Origin of the sequence: Streptomyces sp. NPDC002588 (assembly GCF_040295925.1) — a bacterium.
Taxonomy (GTDB): Bacteria; Actinomycetota; Actinomycetes; order Streptomycetales; family Streptomycetaceae; genus Streptomyces.
Genome location: NZ_JBEOWF010000003.1, coordinates 16,349 through 33,451 on the forward strand (window position 1 = coordinate 16,349; position 17,103 = coordinate 33,451).

The 17,103-nt window shown below is 72.8% G+C and carries 13 protein-coding genes; 5 read left to right on the plus strand and 8 right to left on the minus strand.

Annotated elements, in window-relative coordinates; all coding sequences use genetic code 11:
• The first annotated feature begins 1 nt into the window (after position 1).
• On the plus strand, positions 2 to 913 hold the full coding sequence (locus tag ABT057_RS04725) for a pyridoxamine 5'-phosphate oxidase family protein (protein WP_352340994.1): 912 nt from the start codon (positions 2 to 4) through the stop codon (positions 911 to 913).
• Here the strand turns inward: ABT057_RS04725 and ABT057_RS04730 are convergent.
• Together ABT057_RS04730 and ABT057_RS04735 are read right to left on the minus strand one after the other, a co-directional pair.
• The gene (locus ABT057_RS04730) at positions 900 to 1,502 is read right to left on the minus strand and encodes a TetR/AcrR family transcriptional regulator (protein WP_352340995.1); all 603 of its coding nucleotides are present in this window, start codon (positions 1,500 to 1,502) and stop codon (positions 900 to 902) included. The genes ABT057_RS04725 and ABT057_RS04730 overlap by 14 nt on opposite strands.
• Positions 1,503 to 1,531: 29 nt before the next feature.
• On the minus strand, positions 1,532 to 3,586 hold the full coding sequence (locus tag ABT057_RS04735; protein ID WP_352340996.1) for a galactose-binding domain-containing protein: 2,055 nt from the start codon (positions 3,584 to 3,586) through the stop codon (positions 1,532 to 1,534).
• Between the two features lie 283 nt (positions 3,587 to 3,869).
• Here ABT057_RS04735 and lgoX point away from each other — a divergent pair, with 283 nt between their 5' ends.
• The 4 genes from lgoX (at position 3,870) to ABT057_RS04755 (ending at position 8,672) form a co-directional block, all read left to right on the plus strand.
• Positions 3,870 to 5,855 (plus strand): L-glutamate oxidase LgoX, encoded by a 1,986-nt coding sequence (gene lgoX, locus ABT057_RS04740; RefSeq protein WP_352340997.1) that lies wholly within the window; start codon positions 3,870 to 3,872, stop codon positions 5,853 to 5,855.
• Positions 5,856 to 5,939: 84 nt separating this feature from the next.
• Positions 5,940 to 6,317, plus strand: a complete 378-nt coding sequence (locus tag ABT057_RS04745; protein WP_352340998.1) for a peptidase inhibitor family I36 protein — start codon at positions 5,940 to 5,942, stop codon at positions 6,315 to 6,317.
• 75 nt (positions 6,318 to 6,392) lie between these two features.
• Positions 6,393 to 7,343, plus strand: a complete 951-nt coding sequence (locus ABT057_RS04750; protein WP_352340999.1) for an epimerase — start codon at positions 6,393 to 6,395, stop codon at positions 7,341 to 7,343.
• Positions 7,344 to 7,439: 96 nt separating this feature from the next.
• Positions 7,440 to 8,672: a cytochrome P450 gene (locus tag ABT057_RS04755; RefSeq protein ID WP_352341000.1), complete on the plus strand. Its 1,233-nt coding sequence runs from the start codon at positions 7,440 to 7,442 to the stop codon at positions 8,670 to 8,672.
• Positions 8,673 to 8,735: 63 nt separating this feature from the next.
• Here ABT057_RS04755 and ABT057_RS04760 read toward each other — a convergent pair whose 3' ends face one another.
• From ABT057_RS04760 to ABT057_RS04785, 6 genes are all read right to left on the minus strand, one after another.
• Positions 8,736 to 9,455 carry an alpha/beta fold hydrolase gene (locus ABT057_RS04760; protein WP_352341001.1) on the minus strand — a complete coding sequence of 240 codons (720 nt, stop codon included), beginning with the start codon at positions 9,453 to 9,455 and terminating at the stop codon, positions 8,736 to 8,738.
• A gap of 21 nt (positions 9,456 to 9,476) precedes the next feature.
• Positions 9,477 to 10,445 (minus strand): alpha/beta hydrolase, encoded by a 969-nt coding sequence (locus ABT057_RS04765; RefSeq protein WP_352341002.1) that lies wholly within the window; start codon positions 10,443 to 10,445, stop codon positions 9,477 to 9,479.
• Positions 10,446 to 10,614: 169 nt separating this feature from the next.
• Positions 10,615 to 11,532 carry a helix-turn-helix domain-containing protein gene (locus ABT057_RS04770; protein WP_352341003.1) on the minus strand — a complete coding sequence of 306 codons (918 nt, stop codon included), beginning with the start codon at positions 11,530 to 11,532 and terminating at the stop codon, positions 10,615 to 10,617.
• Positions 11,529 to 13,490 carry an AfsR/SARP family transcriptional regulator gene (locus ABT057_RS04775; protein WP_352341004.1) on the minus strand — a complete coding sequence of 654 codons (1,962 nt, stop codon included), beginning with the start codon at positions 13,488 to 13,490 and terminating at the stop codon, positions 11,529 to 11,531. Before ABT057_RS04775 ends, ABT057_RS04770 begins: the two co-directional genes overlap by 4 nt.
• The gene (locus ABT057_RS04780) at positions 13,480 to 16,296 is read right to left on the minus strand and encodes an AfsR/SARP family transcriptional regulator (RefSeq protein ID WP_502973788.1); all 2,817 of its coding nucleotides are present in this window, start codon (positions 16,294 to 16,296) and stop codon (positions 13,480 to 13,482) included. The genes ABT057_RS04775 and ABT057_RS04780 overlap by 11 nt, the downstream gene beginning before the upstream one ends.
• A 182-nt stretch (positions 16,297 to 16,478) precedes the next feature.
• A complete protein-coding gene (locus ABT057_RS04785) occupies positions 16,479 to 16,955 on the minus strand; it encodes a potassium channel family protein (protein WP_352341006.1) in 477 nt (158 codons plus the stop codon).
• Between the last annotated feature and the right edge of the window lie 148 nt (positions 16,956 to 17,103).

Sequence of the window (17,103 nt, forward strand, 5' to 3'; positions counted from 1 at the left end):
CATGTCCCCGCTCGACTCCGCCCCGCTCGACGTCCTGGACGCCTACCGCACCTGCGAGTTCGTCACCCTCGCCAAGGACGGCACCCCGCTGGTCTGGCCCACGGCGGTGTGGCGCCGCCCGGACGGCACCCTGCTGCTGTCCACGTCCCTGGCGTTCGCACAGAAGGCGCTGAACATCCGCCGGGACGGCCGGGTCGCCCTGCTGTTCTCCGACCCCACCGGCAGCGGCCTCGACCCGGCCCCGCAGATCTTCGTGGGCGGCCGCGCCGAGTGCCCGGACGAGATCAGGACCGGTCCCGAGGGCGCCGAGGACTACTGGCGGATGCTGTTCGCACGGCAGCCGCACAGCAGGGCGTACGTCTCCGTGCCGCTGCGCCGCATGATGGCCTGGTACTACCTGCGGCTGCTGATCACGGTCACCCCGGAGGAGGTGATCGTCCGGGAGCCGGCCGGTGGGCGTGCCGGGCCGCCCCGCCCGAGCACGCTCCCCGGCGCCGCGCAGCTGGCCCGTCACCCGAGTGCGGTGCTCGCCGCCCGGGACGCCTCCGGGGCGCCCGTGCTCGCGCGCACCCGGCCGGTCCCTGCGGACGGCGGCTTCGCCGTCGACGTCCCCGCCGACTGCGCCGCCGCGCCCGGCCCCGCCTCCCTGCTGGTGCACCGGCACGACGAGAAGCTCAACGACATGCACAACGCCTTGGTGCGCGGTGAGTTGAGGAGATCGGGGCGGTCCTGGCTGCTGGTCCCCGACCGGGTCGTGGAGCCGATGGGCTCCGGGCGCCCCGGTGACGCCTTCCGGGTGCTGCGCCGTACGAACAGCGCCACCGCCCGCTATCTGGAGCGGCGGGGTCTGTCCCGACCCGCCGTCCAGTGGGCGGAGTTCAAGGCCCTGGCCGCGGACGTCAGGCGCCGCTGACCCTCACCAGCCCGGCGATGTGTGCGGTGACGGTGTCCAGGATGTCCGTCCAGGCGGCGGCGTCCCCCAGGACCAGGTAGTTGAGGGTCAGGCCGTCGGTCATGGCGGCGAGGTAGCGGGCGAGCACGGGGACGGGGACACCGAGCCGGAGGTCCATGCCCCGGCACAGGTCCCCGATCAGCTCGGCGTACGCCTCCTCGTACAACTCGTACTGCCGGCGCGCCAGATGCTCGAAGCCGGGCTCGCGCAGCGCGTACTGGGTGAGTTCGTAGGTCAGCATGTGCTCGTCGGGGTGGGCGCGGACATGGTCCCAGTACGCCTGGAATCCGGCCCGGACCGTCTCCTCGAGGGTGGCCCTGGGCCGTAGCGCGTCCTTCACGACGCTCACCGAGTGGCCGGTGAGCGTCGTGATCACGGACTCGACGAGGGCCTGCTTGGAGTCGAAGCAGTAGTGGAAGACGCTCAGGGACACGCCGGCCTCGGCGCAGATGGACCGGGTGGTCGTCTTGGGGACGCCGTCCCGGGCCATCGCCCTGATCGCCGCCTCCGTCAGCTGTCTGCGCCGCTGAGCCGACGGCATGCGTGCCATCCGTGTCCCCCGAGTGTCGTGACCTCCGGCTAGGCGCTGTGCACGCCCACCTCGTACAGCGAGTATCCCCAGTCCGTGCCGCGGTCGAGGCCGTGGACGCGGACGTAGCGTGCCGGTGTGCCGGTGAACCTGGCCGTGTCCAGGCCGCCGTCGCCGGAGGTGGTGGACCAGGCGGTCGTCCAGGTGCTGCCGTCGGTGGAGAGTTCGATGCGATACGACTTCCCGTATGCGCGTTCCCAGTCGAGGGTGACGCGGGAGACCAGGTTGGTGGAGCCCAGGTCGACCTGCCAGTACTGGTCGTCGCTCCAGTCGCTGGCCCAGCGGGTGGAGTCGTCGCCGTCGACGGCCCGGCCGGGCTGGTAGCTGGTGAACGGGTTGGACTCGGACGAACTGGCCGTGGCCGTCCTGCCGCTCGCGAGGTTCACCGAGGCCTGGTGCTGCTCGGTGGCGCCCCAGGTGTCGAGGTAGGACTCGGCGCCCCGGAAGAGGTCGTCCACCACGTCCTGGCCGCCGACGAGCCGGATGTCCTCGATCCAGTCGGGGATGAGGCCGACGTTGGCGCCGCCGTCCGTGTTGAAGTCGAAGGTGCGCCGGCCGACGGTCTGTTTGTCGATCACCGAGCCGCCGTCGACGCTCTTGAAGGGGTACGTCACCTTGTTCGCGGCGTCTGCTCCGCGCGGGGCGGGGTGGTCGCCGATGCCGTTGAAGTCGGTGCCGAATCCGTATCCGACGCCGTACTTGTCGCGCAGCGCCTCGGTGCGCCCGGCCTCGCTGACGAAGTCCTCGGAGCCGTGCATGTACTGGGCGGCGAAGCCGCCGAGGGAGTAGACCCGCTCGGTCCAGTTCAGGTCCATCCAGCTGTGCGAGGAGATGACGCCGGGGTAGTCCGCGGCCTCGAAGATGTCCAGCGCCTGGCCGACGGCCTTGACGCTCATGTGGTCGATCTCCAGCATCATCTTGCGCTTCATCATGCCGCGCACGGCGTACTCGCCGAGGTCGGTGAGTCCTCGGGTGTTGCACTGGGCGTCGTCGTCGTAGGAGGGGACCTCGGTGCCCGCCGGCAGGTCGTCCTCGGCGTCGGAGGCGGCGGTGCCGATGGGGTTGTCGTGCATCGCGGTGGTGCACTTCTCGGTCTGCCAGAAGGTGCCGGTGGACAGGAACTGACCGACGTTGATGGCCGTGCCGAGGCCGCCCTCGTCGAAGCGGACGCCGCACAGCGCGTTGTCGAACTTGTGGCACAGGAACATGCTGCGCACGCCCAGCGCGTACAGCTCGTCCAGCCCCTTGTCGATGTCCGCCTTGCTGCACTGTCCGATGTCGAGGATCTGCTTGCAGCCGAACGGTTCGGAGGTCTCCACACCGAGGACGACGGCCAGCTTGCCCGCCTTGATGACCTCGCGGGCCTGCGCGCTGTCGGTGACGATCCGGAACCAGCCCTTGCCGGTGCCGCCGTACATCTTGTCGATGTACGCCTGGAGGTCGTACGTCAGCTTCGCCTGCAGCCGGATCGAGGTCATCTCGTCACAACTGCGGTCCTTGAAGGGGTAGATGGAGCAGATCATGCCGTTGGTGACGAGGTCGTTCACGAGCACCCGCTGTCCGCCGCGCCAGGCCCGCTCGATCCAGGCGTAGTAGTTCGCCTGGTGGGTCATGGAGTCGTAGGCCGGCCAGTCGGTGAAGGTGGGCCAGCCCACGGGGTCGTGCTTGCCGTCACCGCCGTGGGTGATGTAGTCGAACAGCGCGAGGGTGCCGTCGGGGTAGTGCTCGGGACAGTCCTTCAGGGCGTCGGCGACCCCGGCGTCGGAGAACACCTTGCCGCAGATCAGCCGCCCGCCGAAGGCCTCGTTGGAGAACAGGTGGTTGTGCGCGTCGACGAATCCGCGCACGTCGCCCACCGAGTCGGTGCCGGTGAACGGCGCACCGGTGACGTCGACCTGGGAGTCGGGGGTGGGCCTCGCGGTCGGCGTCCACCAGTCCGTGGCGGCCGCCGAGTTCGGCGTGGGGCCGAGGATCGTGGCGAGCACGAGGAGGAGCAGCGAGACGAGTGTGACGTCTCGGCGTCTGCGGTCAGGGCGTCCGGTCATGGTCACGGCCCACGTCCCTCGGTCGGCGGGAAGGCGCGGTCGACGAGGGCGTTTTGACTGCCCATGAGATTGTCATGACCGACGCAAGATAGTGGGTCGAGGATCGCGACAGACGCCGACCGAGTCAAGAGTCCGGGACGCTTGACCTGATAACCGGGGCGCCCCGCCCAAACCCCCGACACGCGCAGACTGGTTGCACGGCCACCGTGACGCGCCTACACGTTCAGGTGATGATCCGGACGACCGCGGCGAAGGCCCCCCACGCGCCCCCTATCCAGGGCATATGGACAATTCCCACGCTTCCGTCGAACCCGGCCGGCTCTCCCGTCGGCGGTTCACGGCGGGCACCGCCGGGGCCGCCGCGGCGCTCTCCGCCGCCGCCCCCGCCACGGCCCTCCCCGAGCGGACCTCGACCAGGTCCACCGCCGACTGGGCGACCTGCCTGGCCGTCGCCCGCGCCCTGCTGGTGGTCGACGAAGACGACCGGCCGCTGGTGCCGGGCTACCTCAAGGTCCTGGACGAGGGCCTGCCCCGCACCGGGACGGGGACCGCGAAGAAGATCCTGGTGGTCGGCGCGGGGCCGGCCGGCCTGGTGTCCGCCTGGCTGCTGAAGCGGGCCGGGCACGAGGTCACGCTCATGGAGGCCAACGGCAACCGCGTCGGCGGCCGCGTCAAGACGTTCCGTACGGGCGGGCACGAACACTCCGCCCGGGCCTTCGCCGATCCGCTGCAGTACGCGGAGGCGGGCGCGATGCGCATCCCGGGCAGCCATCCGCTGGTGATGAGCCTGATCGGCCGACTCGGCGTCAGGAAGCGCCGGTTCCATCTCGTGGACGTCGACGCGGACGGCCGGCCCGTCAACAACGCCTGGCTGCACGTCAACGGCGTCCGGGTGCGCCGCTCCGCGTACGCGAGGTCACCGCGCCGGATCAACCGCTCCTTCGGTGTCCCCCGCCGGTACTGGGACACCCCCTCCGGGACGATCCTGCGCCAGGCCCTGGACCCGGTGCGCGACGAGTTCAGCACGCTCGGCGCCGACGGGAAGCGGGTCGACAAGCCGCTGCCGGAGCGGGTGCGGGGGTGGGCGCGGGTCGTGCAGAAGTACGGCGACTGGTCGATGTACCGGTTCCTGACCGAGGAGGCCGGCCTCGACGAGCGCACGATCGACCTGATCGGCACCCTGGAGAACCTCACCTCCCGGCTGCCCCTCTCCTTCATCCACAGCTTCATCAGTGCCTCCCTCATCAGCCCGGACACCGAGTTCTGGGAGCTGGTCGGCGGCACTGCGACGCTCGCGGACGCGCTGCTGGAGGAGGTCTCCGACGTGCTGCGCCTCGACCGGCGGGCCACGCGCATCGAGTACTGGTCACCGCGGCGGCACGGCTCCGACGACACCTCCCGCGTCCGCGCGGACGGACCGCACGTCTGGGTCGACACCGTCTCGGAGGGCCGTGACGGCACGGTGGTGCGCGAGCAGTTCACCGCCGACCTGGCGATCGTCACGGTGCCCTTCTCGGGGCTGCGACAGGTCCAGGTCAGCCCGCTGATGTCGTACAGGAAGCGGCGGGCGGTCGCGGAGCTGCACTACGACAGCGCGACCAAGGTGCTGCTGGAGTTCTCCCGGCGGTGGTGGGAGTTCACCGAGGCGGACTGGAAGCGCGAACTCGACGCCGTACGGCCGGGGTTGTACGAGGACTACCGGGCCGGGAGGGCGCCGGCGGACGGGAGCCTGCTGGGCGCGCACCCGTCCGTGCCGCCGGGGCACATCACCGCCGGTCAGCGGGTGCACTACGCCGCCGCCTTCTGGTCCGGCCGCGACCAGCCCGAGGCGGCGCACATCGTCGGCGGGGGCTCGGTCTCCGACAACTCCAACCGGTTCATGATCAACCCGTCCCATCCGGTCGAGGGCAGCAAGGGCGGTGTCGTCCTCGCCTCCTACAGCTGGGCCGACGACGCCTCCCGCTGGGACTCCCTCGACGACGACGCCCGCTACCCGCACGCCCTGCGCGGGCTCCAGCAGGTCTACGGCCGGCGGATCGAGGTCTTCTACACGGGCGCCGGGCGCACCCAGAGCTGGCTGCGCGACCCCTACGCGTACGGCGAGGCGTCCGTGCTGCTGCCCGGCCAGCACACCGAGCTGCTGACGGCGATCCGCACCCCGGAGGGCCCGCTGCACTTCGCGGGCGACCACACCTCGGTCAAGCCGTCGTGGATCGAGGGGGCGGTGGAGTCGGGCGTACGGGCGGCGCTGGAGGTCCATTTGGCGTGAAGTCCGCCTCGCTGGACAACAGTTGAGCAATCGAGCAGTGTTTCCCTTCCTTCGAGGAACGATCCTGAAGGAAGGGCTGAACCCGTGACGTTCAAGCGACTCATCCGACGAGCTGCCGTACCCGCGGTGATGACGGCCGCCCTGGCCGGCGGCACGCTGGCCATGGCGCCCTCGGCGAGCGCCGCCGAGAGTGACTGCCCTGCGGCCATGGTGTGCATTTTCCAGAACGTCAACTTCACGGGACGCTGGATCGGTCAGACGGATCCGTACCGCGCCAACGTCGGTGACTACATGAACGACCGGACGAGCTCCATCGTCAACAGGACAGACCGGGACATCTGTTTCTACCAGAACGCGGACTACGGGGGAGACATGCTGATGTGGATCCCCGCGCACTCCGCCGCCGGCGTCCTCGTGGACGGGGCCAACGACCGCATCAGCTCGTTCAAGCCCTGCTGGTAGACCACGACGGCGACAGAGTTTTGAACACGTTCAAATGAGAGTAGGCTCCCTGACGACGGCGAGGGGAGCCTGCTCGTGAAGGTCGTGTTGCCCGGGGGGACCGGGCAGGTCGGTAATGTGTTGCGGCGGTCCTTGACGGCCGCCGGACACGATGTCGTCGTACTCAGCCGCCGCCCGTCGGGGGCGCACGAGGTCGCCTGGGACGGCAGGACCCCGGGCGACTGGGCCGGGGAACTCGACGGCAGCGACGTCGTGATCAACCTGGCGGGCCGCAGCGTCAGCTGCCGCTACACCGCCGACAACCTCAAGGCCATGATGGACTCCCGGGTGGAGTCGGCGCGGGTGGTGGGCGAGGCGATCTCCGCCGCCGTACGGCCGCCGAAGGTCTGGCTCCAGATGAGCACGGCGACCGTCTACGCCCACCGCTTCGACGCCCCGAACGACGAGGACACCGGAATCATCGGCGGGTCCGAACCGGACGTGCCGGAGTACTGGAGCTACAGCGTCGACATCGCCACGGCCTGGGAGCGGGAGCTGGAGAAGGCCGACACTCCGCGCACCCGCAAGGTGGCGCTGCGCTCCGCGATGGTGATGAGCCCGGACCGGGGCGGCGTGTTCGACGTCCTGTCGCGGCTGGCCCGGCTGGGCCTCGGCGGCCCGGTCGCGGGCGGGGCGCAGTACGTCTCCTGGATCCACGACCAGGACTTCGTGCGCGCGGTGGAGTTCCTCGTGGCGCGCGACGACCTCGCCGGGCCGGTCAACCTCGCCGCCCCCGCGCCCCTCCCCCAGCGCGCCCTCATGCGCGCGCTGCGCTCCGCGTGGGGCGTCCCGGTGGGGCTGCCGGCGACGAAGTGGATGGCGGAGATCGGCGCCCTCGCGCTGCGCTCGGACACCGAACTGCTGCTGAAGAGCCGCCGGGTCGTCCCCGGCCGGCTGCTCGCCGCGGGCTTCGCCTTCGACCACCCGGAGTGGCCGGGGGCGGCCGGCGATCTCGTGGGACGGGCACGGAGCGGGCGGCGGCCGTGACGTGGGTCACGTACAGCCCGCCGTCAGGTTTCTGACGGCGGGCTGTCAGGCGGCTGCGGTTCCATGGCGCCGGACGTTCCCCCCACCAGGAGTGCCATGACCCCCATCCTTGCGCACGACCCGTCCGAGTCCGTCCCCGAGTTCCCGATGCCCCGCGACGCGGCCTGCCCGTTCGCGCCGCCCCCGGAGATGATGCGCCTGCACGACGAGCGGCCGGTGGCCAAGGTCCGTCTGTGGGACGGCAGTGAGCACTGGCTCGTCACCCGCTACGACGACCAGCGCGCCCTGTACGGCGACGCGCGGCTCAGCGTCGACGTCACGCGGGCCGGGTTCCCCTACCTGAGCCGTGGCTTCAAGGAGATCGCGGGGAAGACCCCGCCGTCCTTCCTGAACATGGACGACCCCGATCACGCCCGGATCCGGCGGATGGTCACCGGGCCCTTCACCATCAAGCGGATGGAGGCACTGCGGCCCGCGGTCCAGCGCATCACGGACGACCTGATCGACACCATGCTGGCCGGGCCTCAGCCGGTCGACCTGGTGGACGCGCTCGCGCTGCCGCTGCCCTCGCTGGTGATCTGCGAACTGCTGGGCGTGCCCTACGAGGACCACGACTTCTTCCAGAGGCACAGCAAGGTCGGAGTGAGCCGGAACTCGACGGTCGAGGAAACCCGCGCCGCCAGCATCGCCCTCTACGAGTACCTGGACGGCCTGCTCGACGTGAAGCTCGCCGCGCCCGCCGACGACCTGCTGTCCGACCTCGCCGCACGGATGCGGGACGGCGACCTCACCCGGCACGAGGCCGCGATGCTGGGCCAGTTGCTGCTGGGCGCCGGGCACGAGACCACCGCCAACATGATCTCCCTCGGAGTGCTGGCGCTGCTGGAACACCCGGAGCAGCTGGCGGTCGTCCGGGACACCGACGACCCGAAGGTCATGGCGGGAGCGGTGGAGGAACTGCTGCGCTATCTGACGGTCGTGCACAGCGGTCAGCGGCGGCTGGCGCTGGAGGACCTGGAGGTCGGCGGTCAGCGCATCCGCGCCGGGGAGGGCGTCATCATCCCGGGTGCCACCGGCAACTGGAGCCCCGACCGTTTCCCCGACCCCGGCCGCCTCGACGTGCGCCGCGACGCCCGCCGCCACATGGCGTTCGGTTTCGGCATCCACCAGTGTCTGGGCCAGCCGCTGGCCCGCATCGAACTCCAGGTGGTGTACGGCACGTTGTTCCGCCGCGTTCCGGGGCTGCGCCCGGCCGCGGGGCTGGAGGAGATCCCGTTCAAGGACGACGGGATCGTGTACGGGGTGTACGAGCTGCCGGTGACCTGGTAGAAACACCTGCCGCGCGGACGCCCCCAGGGGGCACGTCCGCGCGGCGGTCCACCGGGGTGCGTCTCAGGCGGTCGCGCGCACCGCCTCGCGGATCAGGTCCGCGACCTCCTTCGGCTGCGACACCGCGACGGCGTGCGAGGCGCCCGCGAGTTCGACGGTCGTGGCCCCGGCGCGCTTCGCGCCGAACCGCTCCACCTCGGGGTTGATGGCCTCGTCGGCGCCCGCGATCAGCGCCCAGGACGGCTTGGTCTGCCAGGCGGCCGCGATGGCCTTCTCCTCGAACGCGGCGGCGGCCAGCGGGCGTTGGGCCGCGGCGAGGACCTTGGTGACGTCCGCGGGGACATCGGCGGCGAACACCGACGGGAAGGCGTCCTCGGTGATGGTGACCTCGACGGCCGACCCGCCCTCCGGCGTCGGGTAGGTCCACTCCTTGAGGTTGCCGACCAGCGGCGACAGCGGGAAGCGGCCCTGGAGCTCGCCGAGGCTCTCGCCCTCCTCCAGGGCGTAGGCGGCGACGTAGACGAGGCCGACGACGTTCTCCGTGACACCGGCGACCGTGATGAGGGCGCCGCCGTAGGAGTGGCCGACGAGGATCACGGGGCCGTCGATCTGGGCGGCGACGGAGGCGACGTAGGCCGCGTCGGAGGCGAGTCCGCGCAGCGGGTTGGGCGGGGCGAGCACCGGGATGCCGTGCCCCTGGAGTTCGGCGATGACGCCGGACCAGCTCGCGGCGTCGGCGAACGCGCCGTGGACGAGCACGACGGTGGGCGTGGTGGCGGTCATGGGTGTGCTGTCTCCTGAAGGTCAGACGTGCAGGGCGTCGCGCAGGGTGCCGATGGCGAGCGTGATGGCGGCCTCCGCGGCGTGCGTCGGGCGCAGGGCGTTCAGCATCACGAAGTCGTGGATGATGCCCTGGAAGCGGACGGCGGTGACGGGGACACCGGCTTCGCGGAGCTTGTTCGCATACGCCTCGCCCTCGTCGCGCAGGACATCGGCCTCACCGGTGATGACAAGGGCCGGCGGCAGATCCTTGAGCTGCTCGACAGTGGCCCGCAGCGGCGACGCGGTGATCTGCGCCCGCTCCGCCTCATCCGTCGTGTACTGGTCCCAGAACCACTCCATCGCGTCCCGGCGCAGGAAATAACCCGTCGCGAACTGGCGGTAGGAACCCGTGTCGAAAGACGCGTCCGTCACCGGGTAGAACAACACCTGCTGCCGCAGCGCGACCCCGCCCCGCTCCTTCGCCATCAACGTCAGCGCCGCCGTCATGTTGCCACCGACCGAATCACCCGCCACCGCCAGCCGCGAGCCGTCCAGCCCCTTCGTACCGCCCTCGGCCACCACCCACCGCGCCACCGCGAAGTTCTGCTCGATCGCGACCGGATAACGCGCCTCCGGCGACAGGTCGTACTCCGGGAACACCACCGCCACCCCGGCACCGACCGCCAGCTCACACACCAGACGGTCATGAGTGTGCGCATCACCGAACACCCACCCCGCCCCATGGATGTACAGCACCACCGGCAGAACACCCCCGACACCCGCCGGCCTCACGATCCGCGTCCGCACCCCACCCGTCGGACCACCCGGAACGGTGATCCACTCCTCGTCCACCGCCGGCTTCTCGACATCACCGGACTGCACCTCGTCCACCGCCTTGCGGCCCTCGACCGGACCCAGGTCGAACAGATACGGCGGGTTCGCGGTCGCCTCGGCGAACGCCGCGGCCTCGGGCTCGAGCACCGGCACGACCGGCTCTACGACGTCGGACATGGGAATCTCCTGATGTTTCGGGGTGCGTGTCTGCGGGGTTCGTCGTCCCGCGCCCGCACGCTAAATCCGGCGGGCGCCCGTGAATTGCCCGCGGGTGCACCGGTGATGTGCTCTCAGCGCACGGCAGCGTGGTGCACTGAGCGGACCCCGGTGCGAGGGCCGGGCGGGGTCAGCCCCGTCCGGACGTCGTGGCGCGCCCGGCGGTGTCGCGCCATTCCCGCGGGGACATGCCGTAGGCGGCCCGGAAGACCCGGCTGAAGTGGGTGGCGCTGAGGAAGCCCCAGCGGGCGGCCACCGCCGCGATGGTCCGGCTGCCGCGGCCGTGGCGCATCAGGTCGCGCCGGCACTCCTCGAGGCGGCGGCGCAGGATCCAGCGGCCGACCGTGGTGCCCTCGTCCTTGAACAGCTTGTGCAGGTAGCGCACGGAGATGTGATGGGCGCGGGCGATGACCTCCGGCGACAGGTCCGGGTCCGTCAGGTGCACATCGACGTACTCCAGGATCCGTTCCAGCACCGGTGACCGGACACCCGCCGGGCCGGGCTCCGCCGCGCCGAGGTGTTCGGCGGTGAGGGTGGCGAGGAGGTTCACTGCGTTCCAGGCGAGCATCTCGCCGACGGCGGGCTGGGCCTCGGCCATGGCCCGGGCGAGGTCGGACAAGAGTGGCGAGAGCAGGCCGCCGAGACGGGAGGCACGGGTGACGGGGAAGCGCGTGATCCGCTGTACGTCCGTGGCCGCCGGCCCGACCAGGTCGCCCGGGACGAGCAGGACCGTCGCCCGGAAAGGTCCCGGCAGGTCCAGGGCGGGGACGTGCCGGACGTCGTAGAAGCAGATGTCGCCGGGGGCGAGGTGGAGGGTGAGGGGCCGGGTGTCGGGCGGGGCGGTGACGCCGCGCAGGCCGACGAAGAGGTACTCGCCGGGGTCGCGGGCGAGGATCCGGTGCAGGGGGTGCCGGCGGGGTCCGCCGTCGCCGGGCAGCCGGGCGGGGTCGTACCCGGGCCGCTCGGTCCGCTCCTGCGTGAGGATCTCCACGCCGAGCGGTGCGCGCGTGTGCGCACTGGTGGTCGTGCTGGTGTTCGCGATGGTCACGTGCCCGGACGGTAGGGCGGCGGAGGTGCAAAAAGTGTGACACCGGAGTGACAGGGCCGCGGCCGGGCCGGCCCGGCGAGTTCGGTGGCGAAGGCCCGCAGCAGTTCGTGCAGGGTGTAGCGGCCCGGGGCGGGCTCGGTGAGGAGGTGGGACTCGGCGAGGTGGGCGAGGAGCAGGCGGGCCCGACGGACCGGCAGCCCGGTGAGCGCCGCGGCCGCCGCGGGGGTGATGTCGGGTCCGGGGTGGCTCGGCAGGAGCAGCAGCAGCCGGGCGCCGTCGGCCGACAGCCGCCGGTGGCAGCTCAGGAAGGCGTCCCGCACGCCGGGCAGGGCGTCCAGTCCGCCGTCCCCGGCGCGCAGTTCGGCGGCGAGGGCCGCGAGGGGAAGGTGGGGGCGGGCGGCGGCCCGGTCGGCGACGGCGGTCAGGGCCAGGGGAAGCCGGCCGCAGCGAGCGACGATCTCCTCGGTGGCCGCGGGCTCGGCGGCCGTCCGTCCGGCGCCGACGCGCCTGTCGAGGATCGCGTGGGCGTCGGCGGCAGCGGGCGGTTCCAGGCGCAGCGGCCGGGCACCCGAGGCGACCAGGCCCGGCAGGGCGTTGCGGCTGGTGACCACGGTCAGGCAGCCCGGCGAGGCGGGCAGCAGCGGGCGCAGCTGCTGCGTGTCGACGGCGTCGTCGAGCACCACGAGGACGCGCCGCTCGGCGAGCAGGGTGCGGTACAGGCCCGCCAGGGCGCCCACCCCGTCCGGCATGCGGCGCGCGGGTACACCGAGCGCGGCGAGCATGCCCCGCAGCGCGTCGGCGGGCTCCGGAGCCGGCCGGTCCGCCTCGCTCCCCCGCAGACGCACGTACAGCTGCCCGTCCGGGAACCGCCGGGCCGCCCGGTGCGCCCAGTGCAGGACCAGGGCGCTCTTGCCCACCCCCGCCATCCCGCCGACCACGACCACACCCGGCGCCGTCCCGAAGTCGGCGATCGCGGTCAGCCGCTCGGATTCGGCCGACCGCCCGGCGAAGCAGTCCGGGGCGGAGGGGAGTTGGGCGGGACACGGGACGGCTGAACCGGTGCCCGCGGTGCCGGATCCGGTCGGCTGCACCAGGACGGTCCGCTCCCGTTCCCCGCTCACCTCCTGTCGCAGCACCCGGGCATGCGCCTCGGTCAGCTCACGACCGGGGGTCAGGGACAGATCGGTGGCGAGCCGGCGGCGGATGCCGTCGTAGGCCCTGAGCGCCTCGGCCTGGAGGCCGCACGCGGCCAGGGAGAGGATGAAGCGGGCGTGCAGGGGCTCGTCGAGGGGTTCGCGGGCGGTGGCGTGGCGCAGGGCGGGCAGGACGTGTTCGGCCTGCCCGCACAGCAGTGCCGCGTCGGCCGCCAGCCGGGCGGTGTCGAGGAGTTCGCGCTGTACGGCGGTGAACTGGACGTGGGCGCGCGCGTCGGCCGGGATGCCCATCGCCACCGGGCCGCGCCACTCCTCAAGGGCCCGGGTGAGATACCGGGCCGCCGTCTCGGAGCGCCCGGTGGCCGCGGCCCGCCTCCCCCTCCGGGTGAGCTCCCGGAACCTGAGCAGATCGACCTCGTCCGCCGTCGTCTCCAGGAGGTGGCCGCCGGTGCGGCGCGGCAGGCGGCCGGGCGCGCGGGGCGGAAGTCCGGGATCGAGGAGGCGGCGCAGGGCGGCCAGGTAGCGGCGTATCACGTGCGGTGCGCTGGCCGGTGGCCGTTCGGCCCACAGCACGTCGAGGACCTCCGCCGTGGGCGCGGGCCGGCCCGCGCGGACCAGGAGGAGGGCGAGCAGCGCGCGCTGTTGGGGAAAGCCGAGGTCGAGCTCCCGTCCCCCGCGCCACACCCGCACGGGCCCGAGCACCTCGAAGCGCAGCGCGCCGTCCGCCTCGCCGTCCGGGGGGACGGCGGGACCGTCCGCCCCGGATCCGCGCGCCGCGACCAGCCCCTCCCGCTCAGGAAGCACCGGCCCGACCCTCCGATCCCGCCAGGCGGGCCGCGACTCGTTGGGCGTCGGGGTGGCGGAGGGTGTTCAGGAGGGTCAGGGCCTCCTCCCAGGCCGTGCGGGCCGCCGGCTCGTCGCCCATGGCGAGGTGGGTGTCCCCGACGTGGACGAGGATGGCGGCCTCGGAGTAGGGGACGCCCAGTTCCCGCATCAGGACGAGGGCGTTGCGGTAGCCGAGCAGGGCGTGCGGGTGGCGGCCGAGGTGGTGGTGGGCGTAGGCGATGCTGTCCCAGGTGGCGGCCTGGCCGTAGCGGTCACCGAGGTCCTGGAGCATGGTGAGCGCTTCGAAGCAGTGCCTCAGGGCCTGCCGGTACTCGCCGAGCAGCGCGTGGTACCAGCCGACCGAGTTCAGGACGCTGGCCTGCGCGGCGCGGTCGCCGAGGGTGCGGAACAGGCCCAGGGCGAGCTGGTTGTGGCGCAGGGCGCCGGGCAGGTCGCCGGTCTGTTCGCTCTCCCAGCCGAGGCTGCGGTGGGTGTTGGCCCGGCCGGTGTCGTCGCCGAGCTCGGTGAAGAGGGCGAGGGCCTGTTCCAGTCGGGGGACGGCCCGCTCGTGCAGGCCCAGTCGGCCCTCCACCCGGGCGAGGCCGCGCAGACCACGGGCGATCAGGACGGGGTCGGCGAGCCGCCGCGCCGCGTCGAGGGCGGTGCGCTGCGCGGCCAGCCCGTCGTGCCAGTGGCCGCGCCGGTCGAAGAACGGCTCCAGGGACCAGGCCAGATGGCAGGCGAGACGTTCCTGCTCCGGCCCGCCCGAGGCGGCGGCCGCGTCGACGACGGACAGCAGCACCGTGTGTTCGGCGGTGAGCCAGGCCAGGGCGCGGTCGTCGTCGGTGAGTTCCTCGGGCCGGGCGCCCTCGGGTGCGGGCGGCGGGGGCAGCGGGTCGGCGTTGGGGGCGAGGAGACGGTCGGCGGTGTGCGCGGTGTGCAGGTAGTGGTGGTGGAGCCGGTCGAGCGCGGCCCGCCGCTCCCCCTCGGACTCGTGCTCGTCGAGGAGTTCGCCGGCGTGGGCGCGCAGCAGGTCGTGGAAGGCGTGACGGGCGGGACTGTGCTCGGTGACCAGGTGCAGGCCGATCAGCTCGGCGAGCAGCGGCCGGGTGGCGCGTACCGGCAGTCCGGCGAGGGCGGCCGCGGCCGGGAGGGTGAAGTCGGGGCCGGGGTGCAGGGCGAGCAGCCGGAACAGGCGGGCGGCCTGCGGGGACACGGCGTCCGTGGACCAGGAGAACACCGTACCGACGTCGACGGAGGCGTCGGCGCGGGCGAAGGCGTCGAGGCTGCCGTGGGCCGTGCGCAGTTCGGCGGCGATCGCCGTGAGCGGGAAGTGGGGGTGGACCGCGGCGCGGGCGGCGACACAGGCGAGGGCGAGGGGCAGCCCGGCGCAGAGCGCGCCGATCTCGTCGGCCGCCCGCGGCTCCGCCGCCACCCGTTCCGCGCCCAGCCGGCGGACGAGGAAGGCCCGGGTCTGGTCCGCGTCGAAGGGGCGCAGGGTCAGGGAGCGGGCACCGTGGGCGGCGATCAGACCGGTCAGGTCGTCGCGGCTGGTGATGATGGTGAGGCAGCCGGGCGAGCCGGGGAGCAGGGGTCTGATCTGGTCCGTGTCCCGGGCGTTGTCGAGCACGACGAGGACTCGCCGGCCGGCCAGGGCGCTGCGGTAGAGCGCGGCCTGCGCGTCCAGTCCGTGCGGGACGCGTTCGGGCGGTACGCCGAGCGCGTCCAGGAACCCGCGGACGACCTCACCGGGCTCCAGCGCCGCGCCGGAGGGGTCGAAGCCGCGCAGGTTCACATAGAGCTGTCCGTCGGGGAAGCGGTCGGCGATCCGGTGCGCCCAGTGCACCGCGAGGGTGGTCTTCCCGACCCCGGCCATCCCGCCGACGGCGCCGATCACCACGGTCCCGGGCGACCGGGCCGGTTCCGTACCGAACAGGGCGAGCACCTCGTCCAGTTCGGCCCGGCGGCCAATGAACGCCGGGAGGTCGTACGGCAGTTGACCGGGCACGAGATACGGCGGCGCGGTCTCCGGCCTGTCGGGGGACGGCCGCCGGCGCAGCACCGTCTCGTGCGCGTCCCGGAGTTCCGGGCCGGGGTCGATGCCCAACTCCTCGGCCAGCCGGGCCCGTACGGCGTCGTAGGCGGCCGCGGCCTCGGTGCGGTGGCCGGCCGCGGCGAGGAGGCGGACGAGTGCGGCGTGGACGGGTTCGTCGAGCGGGTGCTCGGCGGCGGCCCGGCGCAGGTGGGGCAGGACCGCGTCCGGCAGTCCGGTGCGCAGGGCGGCCTCGGCGGCTTCCCGGGCGGCCGTGAGCCGTTCGCGGGCAACGGTGTCGAACGCCGGGTGGGTGCGGGCGTGCGCGGGGATGCCGGCGGCGAGCGGTCCGCGCCACAGCGAGAGGGCCTCGGTGAGGAGTTCGACCGCCCGAGCGGGTGCCGTGCCGGCGGTGTGGCGGGCCTCCTCCCGCAGTGCGCGGAACCGCAGGAGGTCGGAGTTGTCACCGTCGGTGACCAACCGGTATCCGCCGGCGTCCCGCACGAGCCAGTGGCCCTCGGCGCGGGCGGGGAGCCCGGGCTCGAGGAGCCGGCGCAGTGAACCCACGTGCCGGCGGACGACGTTGACCGCGCTGCGCGGCGGATCCGCGTCCCACAGCACGTCCACTATGTCGCTCACGGCGACCGGTTGCCCGGCCCTGACCAGCAGCAGCGCGAGGAAGGCCCGCTCCTGCGGTCCCCCGGTGTCGAGTTCCGCCTCCCCGCGGCGCACCCGGACGGCGCCCAGCACCATGAACCGCACCGGCTCCAGCGGCACGTCTTCCCCCCTCTCAGGTGTTCCGCCCCCTCTTCCGACTCTACGTCAGGGAGAAGCTTACCGAGAGTTACGGACGGGGGGTCCTCGCTGTTCAGAGACGTCGGCCGGAGCGTCCACCCGCCTCGTCCGGGACGTTCACCACCCTCGGCCGGGATGTTTCACCCGCCGCCGTCATGGCCCTGCCGGCCCACGATCAACCGCTCCAGCCGGTCGAAGCGTTCGTGCAGGGCGTGGGCGGTCTCCTCGCGCAGCTCGCGGACGTCCTGTGCGAGCCGGTGCCTGCGTCTCTCCTCGTGGCCCACGAACCAGGTGGCCAGCGCCGCGGTGACCAGGCCGTAGGTGGTGATCCCGACGACCATCACGATCCCGCCGACGATCCGCCCCCACAGCGTCACCGGGTAGAAGTCGCCGTACCCGACGGTCGTCGCGGTCTCGACCGACCACCACAGGGCCTTCGGGTACGAGGTGAGATTGGCTCTCCGCGCGCCGTGCTCGGCGACGACCACCGCCCACGACCCGGCGAGCATCGCCACCAGGAGGACGGCCGTGGCGCCGCCCGCCGCCTTCAGGTGCAGTGAGCGGCCCTCCCGGCCGAGCAGCAGGTCGAGGGCGCGCGTCCAGAGTCCGGCCAGCATGAGCGGATGGTCCGCGACGCTCTGCCCCGCAAGCGCGCGGACGCGCGGCCGACCGCCCGCGGTCATCCCTTCGGCGGGGTGCCGTCGGCGATCGGGCGGTGTGCCTCCCGCCGTGCGGTGTGCGGTGGGATCGCGGCCGGGGCCGTCG

What these genes read in the sequence shown, in the direction of transcription:
- ABT057_RS04730 (WP_352340995.1), bottom strand. Translation starts at nt 1,502, where the DNA reads ATGGCACGCATGCCGTCGGCTCAGCGGCGCAGACAGCTGACGGAGGCG.
- ABT057_RS04725 (WP_352340994.1), top strand. Translation starts at nt 2, where the DNA reads ATGTCCCCGCTCGACTCCGCCCCGCTCGACGTCCTGGACGCCTACCGC.
- ABT057_RS04780 (WP_502973788.1), bottom strand. Translation starts at nt 16,296, where the DNA reads ATGGTGCTGGGCGCCGTCCGGGTGCGCCGCGGGGAGGCGGAACTCGAC.
- ABT057_RS04760 (WP_352341001.1), bottom strand. Translation starts at nt 9,455, where the DNA reads ATGACCGCCACCACGCCCACCGTCGTGCTCGTCCACGGCGCGTTCGCC.
- ABT057_RS04735 (WP_352340996.1), bottom strand. Translation starts at nt 3,586, where the DNA reads ATGACCGGACGCCCTGACCGCAGACGCCGAGACGTCACACTCGTCTCG.
- ABT057_RS04785 (WP_352341006.1), bottom strand. Translation starts at nt 16,955, where the DNA reads ATGCTGGCCGGACTCTGGACGCGCGCCCTCGACCTGCTGCTCGGCCGG.
- ABT057_RS04755 (WP_352341000.1), top strand. Translation starts at nt 7,440, where the DNA reads ATGACCCCCATCCTTGCGCACGACCCGTCCGAGTCCGTCCCCGAGTTC.
- ABT057_RS04765 (WP_352341002.1), bottom strand. Translation starts at nt 10,445, where the DNA reads ATGTCCGACGTCGTAGAGCCGGTCGTGCCGGTGCTCGAGCCCGAGGCC.
- lgoX (WP_352340997.1), top strand. Translation starts at nt 3,870, where the DNA reads ATGGACAATTCCCACGCTTCCGTCGAACCCGGCCGGCTCTCCCGTCGG.